Genomic DNA, 14,198 nt, shown 5'->3' on the forward strand with positions numbered 1-14,198 from the left:
ATTTTTGTCTGGATATGTATTGCTATACTTCAGTTTAATTTGATTATAGAATACTATTCTCTAATTGCAGCCTGGTTTGGTTTACTATTTAGCGATTCATCATCCGCATTCTCTTTTCTCACTTTCAGTTTGATTGATTCAATGCTTTCGGTAGTAATTTTTTTGATAATTATCTTAATTATTATTTTATACAGAAATAGAATCCGATTGTTAAAAACGAAATTAAATTTTTCTTTCGCTGTTCTGACCTTGCTATTATTCGTTTTTTTATTTGCACCAATCATTACAAATGAAAATTCCGGGTTTTCAAAAAATTTATCAGTGACAAAACTTCTTCCGCCATTCACTTCAGTTAGTGAAATAGTACTAAATACAAACATGCCGCATAAGTTATTAACTGAGGAATCATTCAGAATAAAATTAGACAGAACAATTAAACCTCCTTTCAACGATAATATTATATTAGCTGACAGTGTGAATATTTCTGATTCTGTGATTTATTATCAGGGTAATCAAGTCAATACAATCGGAAAAAACCTGGCAGATGAAACAGGAATTCAAATAAGGAAAAAATTTTATTTACTTGGAACTGATGAATACGGACGTGATGTTTTTGCAAGATTAATTTATGGAAGTCGTGTCTCAATAACTGTTGGTCTAAGTGCAGTTGTTCTGTCATTTATAATCGGAATAATTTTAGGATTTATAGCCGGCTATCGTGGTGGATTTATTGATATTATTTTAAATAGATTCACTGAAATGTTTTTAGCATTCCCTGTAATTTATCTTATTGTATTAATATTAGCTCTTTTCGGAAGTTCAATCTTTTCTGTTATAATTGTTCTGGGAATATCCGGATGGATGAATCTTTTCAAAATTGTTAAAACTGAAGTCTTGTCAATAAAACAAAAAGATTTTTTTGCATCTGCTGAACTTATAGGCTTAAAAAATTCACTTCTTCTTAAAAAAGAAATTTTTCCTGTTATTGTTTATCCGGTTATTATAAACCTAATATTTTTATTCAGCAATATTATTCTTGCGGAAGCCGCTTTAAGTTATCTCGGATTAGGCACAGGCAGTTCATACCCATCCTGGGGTTCAATGATTAATTCTGGACAAGAATATATAACAAAAGCCTGGTGGTTAATTGTTTTTCCGGGAGCCGCATTAATCTTAACATTATTTACATTTAATTCTGCAGGAAAAAATCTTGGAAAGCTGTTGAATCCTGGAATAGTGAAATGATAAATACTCGTTATGAAATATTGAAAAAGCTTGGAGAGGGAAGAAGTAAAGTATTTCTTTGCCGTGATATTGAATTTCCTGAAAAAGAATATGCTATTAAAATTCTTCCTGCAAAAGCAGATATAAAGGAAAAGGAGACATTTAAAAAAGAATATTTCACGCTTAATAAATTTGAACACTCAAACATAATTGAAGCTTATGAGCTTGGAACAGTTTATGAAACTGATGGAGAAGATGAAATTCAATCAGGTTCAATGTATATCGTGCTTGAGTATTTTGATGGTAAAGAATTACTTTTTTCAGATAAAATTCGGGAAGAATCAAATCTGAAAGAGATTGTAAAACAAATTTGCTCTTCGCTTTATTATCTCCATCAATCGAAATATATTTATTATGATTTAAAGCCTGAAAATATTCTGGTTTCTTATAAGGATGGAAGTCCAAAGGTTAAATTAATCGATCTTGGACTTGCTGAGTATTCACCTTCACCATCAGATTATGAAATAAAAGGTACCGCATATTATATAGCACCTGAGCTTCTAAAAAAGGAAATTCATACTCATTCAGTGGATTTTTATTCTCTCGGAATGATTATGTATCAGATTATTTATAATCATTTTCCATTTGAAGCAAATAGTGAGCTTGATATTTATAAATCCGCAATTGAGAACTCATTTGAATTTCCGAGCTCGGATATTTTTTCTGAGAAGTTAATCAAGATTCTGAAAAAATTGCTGGATAAAGATATCAGTAAAAGATATTCATCGGCTCTGGAGATAATTAAGGATCTTGATTTCGAAATAGATTTAATGTTGAGCAAAGAGTTTTTACCGGCAAAAGTATTTTCTTCCCGTACAACCATACTAAAAAAATTATCACAATACTTTGCAGATAAAACGAGCAGCGAGATTTATGCAATCAAAGGATTCGAAGGTGCAGGCAAATCATCACTGCTCGAGAAGATACTTGAGCAAAATAATGATGCGATGCTGATATCTGATGTCAGAGGAAAATCAGCAGATGAGTTAATTCGCTTTATTCTCAGACAAATATTTTTTTCAAAGAAAGTCTATCCTAATTTAAACACTGAAGCCAAATCCTTAGTGCTTAAGTTCCTTTCAGATAATAAGAAAAATGAAATTGATGAGTTACGTACAATTGTTGCAGCATTAATTTCAAAAAGCACATTCATTTTGTTGATTGATGACTTCAATTTATACGATGAACTTGCAAGTGATCTTCTTTTGGAAATCATTCCTTTATTGCAGGTGAATAATATTAAAGTTGTGGTCAATGAATCTCAATTGCATGACTTACTATCTGCCCGATTAAATAATGTAAAGTATATTGATTTGGGTTCATTCACTAACGATGAAATGTCCCAATTTCTGGAAGTAAGTTATTCAAAGGAAACTCAGATAGGAAAACTTAAAGAACTGATCGTTGCTAATGCCGATTTGATTCCGGGAAATATTAAAGCGTTTATTAAAGATGCCATTCTGTTTGGAATTATGAAATTCTCAGATACAGGAGTGTCCTTTTCAGAAGATGAAAATAAAATCTCAGCTTTAACTGAAGCGCATTTTAGCATTTATGATTTGAGATTAGCAAATCTTTTAGAAAGAGAATTACTGACTGTTAAAATACTTTCTGCTCTGGATATAATTATAGATTTACATGGATTATCTCTGCTTCTTGGGATTTCAAGAGAAGAATCAGAAAGAATAGTGTCCAATCTTCAATTAAATAATATTACTCAAAAATTCAGCTCGGGGCAGGCTTTAATATTTACTTCAGAGGCAATTAAAAAATATATTTATGCTTCGATAGGAAATAAAAAGGAACTTCATTTTCACCTTGCAAAAAGGTTATCAGAAAAATTCCCATCATTATACAGAGTTGAAGAAGCCCGGCATTATGAACTTGCTGGGGAATTTCAAAAGTGCTTTATTCTTTTGATGGATGAAATTAATGAAGCAGAAAAAAAATCAGCATTTTCTTATGTGCAAAAATTGTTGTTCCATTTAATTCAATTTCCGCTTGATAAAGCATTACTGAATGATATAAAAATTAAACTCAGTGAAATCTATTTCAAACTTGGTGATGTCAACGCATCATTGAACTTGATTGAAGAATTAAAAAGCATAAATCCAAAAAATAAAGTTGATAAGAAAATATTGCGGATTGAGGGCAGTGCACTGATTGCTTCTGGTGAATATGAAGGCGGCAAAAAAGTAATCTCTGAACTTCTTCTCGGAATATCTGACCTAAGCGAAAAGTATGCTTTAAAAGTAGAATTAGCTCACGCCGATTTCGAATTAAAATTGTATGACAACGCAATTCAACAGTGCGATCTGCTCTTAGATGAAAGAGAACTTTCAGATGAGTTAAAAGGTCGCTGTTATAATTTAAAAGGTATGATAAATATATATCAGAGCAATGATCTCCATTCTGCACTCGATAATTTTAAAAATGCAAGTATAAAATTTAGTCAGGCAGGTCAGCTTGCGCGTGTAGCTGGGGCAGAAGTGAATATTGGTAATGTGTATAATATTTTAGGAAATTATGAACAAGCGGAAGCACACTTTCAAAATGCTTCTGGAATTAATCAGTTTATTGGAAATCTTGAACAAGAAGGGTTGCTTTTGCAAAATATAGGTATCTTCTATTTCAATTGTCGGAAATTTGATAGTGCAATTCTATCATATCATAATGCAATAAAGATATTTTTAAATATCGGAAAAGATTCAAGCAGAGGTTTTGTTCTTTGGAATCTTGGAGAAATTTATATTTCGGCTTGTGATTATGAGAAAGCATTTAATTCCCTGAATGAAGCTTATAAGTTATTCGATCAATTGAAAAATTATCATGAATTATTAGATGTACTATTTATGAAAGGGAAACTATTTTACAAAATTGGAGATTTTCAAAAATTAGAAGAAATTATTCGCAATTTTCAAAAATTATATACTATGTTTGATTCAGAGAAGGATCATATAATTTTCGAAAAGCTTTTAATTCAGTGGCTGTCCTTCACAAAAGAAAAAACAATTTCAGTGGAAGAATTAAAATCAATTCGTAATGAAATTGCTTTGAGAGGTGACAATCACAATTACATTGAAGCCACTACTTTACTCATCCATTTTTATATATATAATAAATTGTACAATGAAGCTATTGAAATTCTTTCCGAACAAGAACTTATGGAATTATGCGCACAATATTCTATATTGGAGGCTGAGAGAGAATTTTTTTTAGGAATTATATCGAAAAATTTTACATCAGAAAAACTTTTGCCACCAATGGTATATTTTGAAAAAGCTTATGAATTAATTAAAGAGGATAATATTACTGAATTGACATGGCAAGTTCTTTACGAAATGGCTGATTTAAATATCGACAGAGGAAATCTTAACAAAGCAAAATATTTTATTAATTATGCGAGAGAGCTAATATATTATATCGCAGGCAGAATAGACTCTCCAATTTTACGTGCAGCATATTTGAGACAAAATGAGAGACTGAACACATTAAGGAAACTGGAAAGTTTATATCCACAAAATTAATTTATGTTTGAAGGACACTTTAATATAAAAGTCTTTTCAGATTCGACTGATCTGGTTTCAGTTACATCGGCTTTGAAGCAATTGGAATTGAAAGGGTTTTCGCTAAATGTAATTTTTCCGGCGGAGATTGAAGTTGAGAACAATGAAATTATCATCATAAAACTGGAATCCCTCGACACTTCACTTTACAAAGAAATTTTGCGGATTAAAAAATCAAGAACAAACAAAATTGTAGTAATAATAAATAACTCAGATGCATTGTTAGTCACTTCCTTGTTAAAACAAGGGTTCTTTGACATTTTTGTATTTCCTTATGAAGTATTAAAATTCACATCATTCCTTGCTGAAGTATTTTCAAATAAATCATATATAACCGAATCCGGACAAGTAGGAACTTTTGGTGTTAACAGACACGGTATAAAATCAATCCTTGGTAACTCTGAGAAATTGCAGCGAGCAGTTGACCTCGCTAGTAAAGTATCTGAGAAAAGTAGTTCCAATGTTTTGATACTTGGCGAAACTGGTACCGGCAAAGGATTGTTTGCCAGGGCAATTCACAACAGTGGACCAGTAAATCAATTTCCATTTATTGATATAGTATGTACAGCAATTCCTGAAAATTTATTAGAATCAGAGTTATTTGGTTATGAAGCTGGAGCATTTACTGACGCGAGAACCAGAAAAGTTGGACTGTTTGAACTGGCTGAAAGAGGAACACTCTTTCTCGATGAAATTGGAGATTTAAGTTTTAATATTCAGACTAAGCTTTTAAGAGCAGTGGAGAAAAAGGTAATAAAGAGATTAGGTGGTGTTGTAGATATCCCTGTTAATGCAAGAATTATCTCCGCTACTAATAGAGACCTTGAATTTATGGTTGAAAAAAATTTATTCAGAAGAGATTTGTTTCATAGATTAAATGTCGTATCAATTGAAATACCTCCGTTGCGAGAACGTGGCGAAGACATTATAACTTTAGCAAATTATTTCATTGATGAGTTTAATCAACAATTTGATAAATCAATAAAAAAACTTGACAAAGATCTCCAACACCTGCTTATGGGTTATTCCTGGCCGGGAAATGTTCGGGAATTAAGAAATGCGATGGAGAGAGCGGTACTTCTTTGTGATGATAGCAAATTGCAGATAAAAGATTTTAGTAATTTGATAGATAACGTCCATTCAAAGTCAATGGTTGATTTAAAGGCTGAAGATATTCCATTTAACATAGTAAGATTGGATGTTAATTATGGGATTACATCACTGCGAAATGTTGATAAAGAATATGCAAAAAAAGTACTATCCAAAATGGGTGGGAATAAAACCCAGACCGCTAAACTTTTAGGTATCTCGAGACCTAAACTTGACATTTTATTAAAAGTTTAATGTTGTTAATCTTTCGTGGTTTTATTTATGGATGCGTCATTTTTGTATTGGTCTGATTTCATTTGTTGTTGATTTTATGTAATATTTTTTTACACGAAGTAGCATAATTCATATTTATCAAGTAATTATTACCTGAATTTTATATTCAAGTCCCTTCGTTAAACAAAACCTGATTTTTTGTAATGGCATAGGCATTGGCTCTATATCTTTTGCTACAAATCGTAGCTTGAGGGTGAAGTGTATGTCAAACTACATGTAGTGTGTCATAATAACAAGTGGTACTATGCGAACTATATTATCCATAGCCCTAATTTGGGGACTATTCATATCCGGATACGCTCAGGTTGCTGACAATGTTCAGGAAGCGACTAGATATAGAGTTAATCAGGATAATATATCTACTGTTACTTTGAACCACAATACTCATTCAACTGAGATTACTCAAACTGAGTTAAAATTTCTTGAACTGAAATCAGGTTCACAACTTGATGAACTCGGCAGCAAGTACGGCTGGGTAAGATCAGGTTCACAACTTGATGAACTCGGCAGCAAGTACGGCTGGGTAAGATCAGGTTCACAACTTGATGAACTCGGCAGCAAGTACGGCTGGGTAAGATCAGGTTCACAACTTGATGAACTCGGCAGCAAGTACGGCTGGGTAAGATCAGGTTCACAACTTGATGAACTCGGCAGCAAGTACGGCTGGGTAAGATCAGGTTCACAACTTGATGAACTCGGCAGCAAGTACGGCTGGGTAAGATCAGGTTCACAACTTGATGAACTCGGCAGCAAGTACGGCTGGGTAAGATCAGGTTCACAACTTGATGAACTCGGCAGCAAGTACGGCTGGGTAAGATCAGGTTCACAACTTGATGAACTCGGCAGCAAGTACGGCTGGGTAAGATCAGGTTCACAACTTGATGAACTCGGCAGCAAGTACGGCTGGGTAAGATCAGGTTCACAACTTGATGAACTCGGCAGCAAGTACGGCTGGGTAAGATCAGGTTCACAACTTGATGAACTCGGCAGCAAGTACGGCTGGGTAAGATCAGGTTCACAACTTGACGAACTCGGCAGCAAGTACGGCTGGGTAAGATCAGGTTCACAACTTGATGAACTCGGCAGCAAGTACGGCTGGGTAAGATCAGGTTCACAACTTGATGAACTCGGCAGCAAGTACGGCTGGGTAAGATCAGGTTCACAACTTGATGAACTCGGCAGCAAGTACGGCTGGGTAAGGTAGAATGAATTAGTTCTCCAAAGTATACTTTGTTAAGCCTTCAATCTTTATTGAAGGCTTTTTTATTATTTGATGTAAGTTGTTATTTTTCAATAGCAATTTGCGAATGGTCGTAAGTGTCAATTTTTTGTTTATTGAGTAATCAATTTTGCTGTAAAACAAAACGAATCACCTGCTTACTTATAATATGCTTAAAATATCTCTCCTGTTGATTTTTTTTTCAACAGTCATCTATTCACAGGAAATTAATAGAGTTACACTAATTGAGGACGAAATTAATTACCAGATCCCATCCTACAATCATCAGGGAACGATCTATGTATCTCTTAAACATTTTGCTGAAGGATTGAAGTTAAAAGAAAAAGTTTCGGATTCTAATAATGTTATCGAATTAGATATCGAAAATTTTTTATTGAGATTCACCAGTAAAAACCCTTATGTCGTAATTATTTCTAAATCAACAGGCAAATCAATCATATATCAGTTTCCCACTTCCTCACATTTAGTTGATGATTTAATGTTTGTTCCATTGAAAGAAACGATAGAACTGTTAAATAAATACTGCTTAAAATCGCTTGCGATTATTAGTCCGGGTAAAATAATTGTACTGCCCAAAGAACAGAATGATTTCACGGAAATTAATAGCATTACAATAAAGCATACACCCAAAGGAACTTATATTACTATAAAAGGAAATCTTAAAATTAATTCATTTGTAAGAATGGAGGATTCCACATCAGTTTCTGTTGTGATAAAAAATTCTTCAACTTTTGGCAATAGTTTTGAAAATTTAGTACCTGTTGGCTATCTAAAAAGTATTAATGTGTTCAACACAGATGGCAATGTTGAAGTTAGAATTAAAAAGAAAAAGCAGGAGATTACAGCAGAATATTTTAATCTTGATAACGAACACGAATTAGTCGTTCATTTATTTGAAAGAGAATCTTCTTCCTGGCTCGAGCGGGAAAGTGAACACTTTGTTGTAATATACAAAGATTATCATTCGCATTTGGTCAATCACGTTTTGGAAAGTGCAGAAAGAGCTTTCAAACCATTATCAATATTATTTAACTATACGCCTAAAGATAAAATTATTATTAACACCTATGATGTAAGTGATTATGGATTTGCAGCAACAAGCACTACTCCACAGAATTTTATCAGACTTGAAATTGAACCTATGGAACCAGGATATGAAGTTATTCCATATAATGAAAGAATACAATGGCTTTTAAGTCACGAACTTGTTCATGTTATTGTAAATGATGCGGAAATTGGTTTTGAAAAATTTTGCAGATCAGTATTCGGAAAAGTTCCTCCCGAAAAAACTCAACCTTTGTCTGTTTTTTATGGACTCCTTTCAAACTATAATAGATATTCACCAAGATGGCACCAGGAAGGTATAGCTGTTTATTTAGAAACCTGGTTAAGCGGAGGATATGGTCGTGTGCTCGGCAGTTTTGATGAAATGTATTTCAGAAGTTTTTTCTTAGAAAAAGAGGCTTTGCCATCGCAACTGGATCTTGAAACATTACTAAGTCATAATTCAATTCTTCTGGAAAACATCCACTACATTTATGGCGGCAGGTTTGTAGCATACCTGTCAATCATATATGGAAATGAAAAACTTCTTGACTGGTTTAGAACTAAAGATGGAGATGCTTATAGTGGTTTTGAGGGAAAGTTTAAAAAGATATTTAACAAAGATTTTGAAGATGCATGGTATGATTTTCTTACCTATGAAAAAGAATTTCAGCAAAATAACATCAAAATTTTGGAACAAGCTGAACAAACCGATTTAAGAATATTAAGTAAGGAAAACTTTGGCTGGGTTTCACGTCCCTGTTATGATAGTCCGACTCAATCAGTGTTTTATGTTTACCACAGATCGCACGAATTAAATTCACTTCAATCATTAAAATTATCATCAGGTGTATCAATAAAACTCGGCTCTATTGAAACGCCAAGCATGATTCAGGTTTCTTCAATAGCTCTTGATGAAGTTAACGGATTATTATTTTATACTACAAATAATAATCAGTTGTTCAGGGATATCTGGGCGTATCATCTGGAAACTGGCGATGAGAAAATACTTTTTGAGGATGTAAGAGTTGGTGATCTGGCTGTTTCACCGGTAACACATGATTTATGGGGAATACAACACGAATCTGGTTATGCAACTTTAGTTTATTCACCATATCCATATAAAGAAATTCAACGTTTAGTTACATTCGATCTCGGTGAAGAAATATTTAATCTCTCTATTGAGGATAACGGAAAAATTTTAGCAGCAACATTGAAAAGACCTTCAGGTCAACAATCAATAATAATTCTTGAATCTGAAAGTCTGCTTAAAAATTCAAGGCTTAAATATGATATTATTTCTAACAGCGGTTCTCCCGAAAATCCATCATGGAGCAGAGATGGAAATATTTTATATTGGAACGCATATACAAATGGTGTGTCTAATATTTATCGGTATGACTTGAGACAAAGAAAAATTGAAGCAATTTCACATTGTATTACCGGACTGTTCAAACCTATTGAAATTTCTCCTGATTCAGTTTTTGCTTTTCAATTTACGACCGATGGTTTTATCCCTGTGATGTTCGCCAACCAACCGGCATCGTATTTACCTGCTATTAATTATTACGGTCAAAAAGTTATTGATGTCAATCCTCAATTACAGAACTTTAATTTGTACAGTGATACTACAACAATTAATCCCATGGATTTTTCTGCGGAAGAAAATTTCAATGGATTAGAAAATTTGCACATCCATTCTATAATACCTGTTGTCAGCGGATTTCAAAATCAAGTGGTATTCAGCTTATTTACCAGAATTTCTGATCCCTTATTGATTCACGATTTTTATATGGAAGCCGGTGTATCACCATTAAATGAAAAGCCAAGCGATCCACTTTGGCATTTAAGATTTAAGTACGATTACAAGCAACTATTTTATATAGACGTTCTTTACAATGGCGCAGACTTTTTTGATCTGTTTAATAAGAGAAAAAGAGGAACTTTGGGAACTCAAATTAAACTCGGACATACTTACTTCTGGAAATATGATAACCCAACAAAAATTAAACAGGCAACAACACTTACATTTTACAGAGATGTTCGCTATATAAACGACAACCTGATAGAAGTATCGCAACCAGATTTTGCCGTGCTGGCGACAAACCTGAACTTCAAAAATCTGAGGAAAAGTATTGGAAGTTCTGATTTTGAATACGGAAACGAATTCAACTGGACTGTTGGGCTATACGGTACAAATTTTGACCAACCAGAAGTTGCAATTAATTCTTACATTGAATTAAGTAATTTCTCCACTTGGCTGTGGCATCATAATGTGTTACACGTAAAAATTGCAGGTGGATACAACAAGGAGAACGAAAACCTTGTGCAAAGTTTGTTTTATGTTGGTGGATTTGGAAATAGACCAGTTGACAATGACGAAGTTAAACAGTTCAGAAGGATTTTCAGGTTTCCCGGAATTCCAATTTACAGTCTTGTTACAAGTAAATTTGGAAAGTTAATGCTCGAGAATTCATTCCCACCAATAAGAACTTCAGGCTGGCTGCTGTTAGAACAATTTGTTAATCATTTTGATTTTTCAGTGTATTCTCAAAGTATGATTACACAATCAAATTTTGGAGATTACCTCTTTGATGTTGGAACACAGATGGATATAAAATTTAAACATTGGTATAATCTTGAATCAACTTTTTCTGCAGGAATAGCAAAAGCTTGGACCTGGGATGGTTATCAGGATTGGGAGTGGTTTCTTTCAATCAAATTATTAAAAGATTAATTATTTCATTTTTATGAAATTTTCAGATTTCAAAAAAAATATTGACGATAGAATTCAGACTGTAATAGGTGAGTCCGAATCTTCCGAAAGATTAAAAAATCTTGAAGTTATTCTGAATACAGTCAATACTATTAATAGGTCTCTTATTTTAGAAGATGTGCTGGAGCTCGTACTTAAAAATGCAATTAAGCTAACAAATTCTGAGAGAGGTTTTATTGTTCTTCAGAACACAAATGAAGAACTCGAATTTAAATTAGGATTGAATGAACACGATGAAAATCTGCCGAAAAAATTATTTGAAATCAGTAACACAGTTGTTGAAGATGTTTTTCATAATGGACAATCAAGATTCATTGAAGGTGCACAGAGCGATGCAAAATACGATCCTTCAAGAAGTATCCTGAAACTTGAATTACAGACAATACTATGTTCTCCTCTTATCACAGATGAAAAGAAAATCGGGGTAATTTATGTTGATAGTAAACATCTTCATAAAATAAAAGTCAGGGAGATTACCGGCACATTTGAAATTTTAGCTGGACAAGCTGCAACTGCAATCAGGAATGCTCAGCTTTATGATGGACAGGTGAATGCGTACAACGCTCTGCAGGAAGCTAATGCTCAACTTATTCAAGCTGAAAGACGTGTTCTTAAAGCCGGAATTGATGCAGAGATAGGACAAGCTTTGCAGGGTTTAGTTCACCTTGCACTGCTTGAAACGGAAAGTCTCCTCAGAACAATAGAAAAATCCCAAACTGAATTTGAGAACAATAATCATTTGGATGATCTGCTTTTTGACAGACTAAAACTTAAATCGAAGGTAGCCGCTGATAGTATCCGTAATATTCAGAAGTATGCTCAGGTTTTACTTGAAACATCCGTTACCGATTTAAATAAAGAGAATAATGATTTGAACAGAGCAATTCAATCAGTAATCAAGTATCTTTCGCCATTGAAAAAATTCAGCGCAGTTACATTTAAGACTGAACTTAACCCGCTTCCGTTATGTAATTTCGATCCGGAGCAAATTCAGCATTTGCTTGTTCACCTGATAACAAATGCAGTTGATGCAAACCGAAATTCAATTATAACTATTCGTTCATTTGTTAACGGCAATCGTAACTGTGTTGAAGTTCAGGATGATGGTCCCGGTTTTTCTGAAAAAATTAAAGCCAACCCTTCGGCTATTTTTAACTTGTCAAACGGCGGGTATGGTTTATTTCTTTGTAAAAATATTATAGATAAGCATAAGGGTGAGATAAAAATACTGAATAGTGAAAAGGGCGCGTTAATTCATTTTTCTTTGCCGGTTAATTAGTCTTGGATACATTTAATCTAAAATATTTTGAACTCTGCTATGATCCATTACCATTCCCGGTAGAAGTATTTGACGATAATGGTTTTGTTGTTTTCATTAATAAAGCATTTTCAAAAAAATGGGGCTATTCAATTAATGAACTGCAAGGGTATTCGTACGCAACCGACAAGGAACTTCATAAAAGAGAAGTTGTAAAAAAGATAAGTGCTGTTCGTAAACAACAAAAATCCATAACAATTCAGAATTATATTGATACGAGATTATTAGGTTCCGATAAAGCCATCCCATTTTTAAAAACTACCATCATTCCGCTGAATGTTGATGATAAAACTTTTATTGTTTTTTTCCACGAAGATCAGACAGACGTTATTTTAGCAGAAGAAGAAGTTAGAAAAGCCAGAGACTCAAGTAAAGAAGCTGACAGATTAAAAAGTACATTTCTAAATGTTCTTTCGCATGAACTCAGAACTCCTCTGAATATAATTCTTGGCTACTCAACTATAATTAAAGAAAATTTAAAGGATAAGATTAATAATGAGGATAAAGTTTATCTCGATAATCTTTATACAGGCAGTGAACGGTTGTTTAAAAGCATTACACAAATGCTTGAATTTGCTCAGATCGAAGCCGGGAATTATAAACTTAATCTCGAAACTTTAAATCTCATTCACATTATTAAAAATTGTTTAGAACCATTCAAAATCAAAGCTGCCGAAAAGAAACTTGATTTTACATTAAAGATTACTAATGAAAATATTTATGTCGAAGTTGATCAACAATCGTTGGAAACCGTTATAAATAACTTAACAGATAACTCAATTAAGTTTACGCGTCAAGGCTATATCGAATTTGAAGTAGAAGTTTTTAATGAAAGAGAATTGGCTGTTTGTAAATTAAAAGATACCGGAGTAGGAATTTCTCCTGAATATCTCGACCACATTTACAGACCATTCAGCCAGGAAGAACTTGATATTGGAAGAAACTTTGAAGGGAATGGTTTGGGATTGGCAATTGCAAAACGATATATTGAAAAAATGGGCGGCTCACTTATTGTAGATAGCATCAAAGGTGTAGGAAGTACATTCACGTTTACATTACCGCTTGCGAAATCTGTGAAGAAGGGGAAAACAAAAATTACCAGCGAAAAAAGTAATGGTGTCTCAAAAATTTTGATGCTTGATGACAGCGGTGATTCTTATCCTTTAATTAAAGCATTCTTAAAAGATAACTTTGAAGTGAAACTTTTACCCTCGCAGGATTTTAATTCCGACCTATTTAAAGAACAAATATTTAGTGCGATTATCTTTGATGTGGCAATCAACTATTGGAACAGAGGACTAGAAATAGTTCGGAACGTACGAAAAGAAAAAGATAATAAAATCCCAATAGTAATTTTATCCAGTGAATTTCTCCAGGAAAAAATCCAGCAATTCCGTAAAGCCGGTGCGAATGAATTCCTTGTAAAACCTTTCGCTAAAGGTGAGCTTGTTTCGATGATTAGCAAGATAGCGTTACATTAATTTCAGGAAAACTTCAAGCCTGATAATTTTATCGCACATATTCTTTATCTTATTTTCTCCTCATTATTTTTGTCTGTTAGTGGATAAACTTTATCCTGAAATATTA

General features: G+C 33.3%; 8 protein-coding genes. 7 read left to right on the forward strand and 1 reads right to left on the reverse strand.

The annotated features are described in order from the left end of the window. Positions 1-53 precede the first annotated feature (53 nt). Positions 54-380: a hypothetical protein gene (locus HND39_08065; GenBank protein ID QKJ96240.1), complete on the reverse strand. Its 327-nt coding sequence runs from the start codon at positions 378-380 to the stop codon at positions 54-56. On the opposite strand from HND39_08065, the gene HND39_08070 reads away from it, so the two are divergent. The 7 genes from HND39_08070 to HND39_08100 all read left to right on the forward strand — a co-directional run bounded on the left by HND39_08070 (position 379) and on the right by HND39_08100 (position 14,092). Continuing rightward, positions 379-1,245, forward strand: coding sequence for an ABC transporter permease (locus HND39_08070; protein ID QKJ96241.1), 867 nt, complete (start codon positions 379-381; stop codon positions 1,243-1,245). The genes HND39_08065 and HND39_08070 overlap by 2 nt on opposite strands. After that, positions 1,242-4,811, forward strand: a complete 3,570-nt coding sequence (locus HND39_08075) for a protein kinase (protein QKJ96242.1) — start codon at positions 1,242-1,244, stop codon at positions 4,809-4,811. Before HND39_08070 ends, HND39_08075 begins: the two co-directional genes overlap by 4 nt. Before the next feature lie 3 nt (positions 4,812-4,814). Next, a complete protein-coding gene (locus HND39_08080; protein QKJ96243.1) occupies positions 4,815-6,194 on the forward strand; it encodes a sigma-54-dependent Fis family transcriptional regulator in 1,380 nt (459 codons plus the stop codon). 283 nt (positions 6,195-6,477) lie between these two features. Then, positions 6,478-7,437, forward strand: a complete 960-nt coding sequence (locus HND39_08085; GenBank protein ID QKJ96244.1) for a hypothetical protein — start codon at positions 6,478-6,480, stop codon at positions 7,435-7,437. Positions 7,438-7,621: 184 nt separating this feature from the next. After that, positions 7,622-11,254, forward strand: coding sequence for a hypothetical protein (locus HND39_08090; protein ID QKJ96245.1), 3,633 nt, complete (start codon positions 7,622-7,624; stop codon positions 11,252-11,254). Positions 11,255-11,267: 13 nt separating this feature from the next. Next, complete coding sequence (locus HND39_08095; GenBank protein ID QKJ96246.1) at positions 11,268-12,572, forward strand: GAF domain-containing sensor histidine kinase; 1,305 nt, start codon at positions 11,268-11,270, stop codon at positions 12,570-12,572. A 2-nt stretch (positions 12,573-12,574) separates the two neighbouring features. Then, the gene (locus tag HND39_08100; GenBank protein QKJ96247.1) at positions 12,575-14,092 is read left to right on the forward strand and encodes a response regulator; all 1,518 of its coding nucleotides are present in this window, start codon (positions 12,575-12,577) and stop codon (positions 14,090-14,092) included. The last annotated feature ends 106 nt before the right edge of the window (positions 14,093-14,198 follow it).

Source organism: Ignavibacteriota bacterium (genome assembly GCA_013285405.1).
Taxonomy (GTDB): domain Bacteria; phylum Bacteroidota; class Ignavibacteria; order Ignavibacteriales; family Ignavibacteriaceae; genus IGN2.

Bases quoted from the DNA above. Each gene is read 5' to 3' on its own strand.
- HND39_08090 (QKJ96245.1), top strand. From the start codon at position 7,622: ATGCTTAAAATATCTCTCCTGTTGATTTTTTTTTCAACAGTCATCTAT.
- HND39_08075 (QKJ96242.1), top strand. From the start codon at position 1,242: ATGATAAATACTCGTTATGAAATATTGAAAAAGCTTGGAGAGGGAAGA.
- HND39_08070 (QKJ96241.1), top strand. From the start codon at position 379: ATGCCGCATAAGTTATTAACTGAGGAATCATTCAGAATAAAATTAGAC.
- HND39_08080 (QKJ96243.1), top strand. From the start codon at position 4,815: ATGTTTGAAGGACACTTTAATATAAAAGTCTTTTCAGATTCGACTGAT.
- HND39_08085 (QKJ96244.1), top strand. From the start codon at position 6,478: ATGCGAACTATATTATCCATAGCCCTAATTTGGGGACTATTCATATCC.
- HND39_08065 (QKJ96240.1), bottom strand. From the start codon at position 380: ATGTTTGTATTTAGTACTATTTCACTAACTGAAGTGAATGGCGGAAGA.
- HND39_08095 (QKJ96246.1), top strand. From the start codon at position 11,268: ATGAAATTTTCAGATTTCAAAAAAAATATTGACGATAGAATTCAGACT.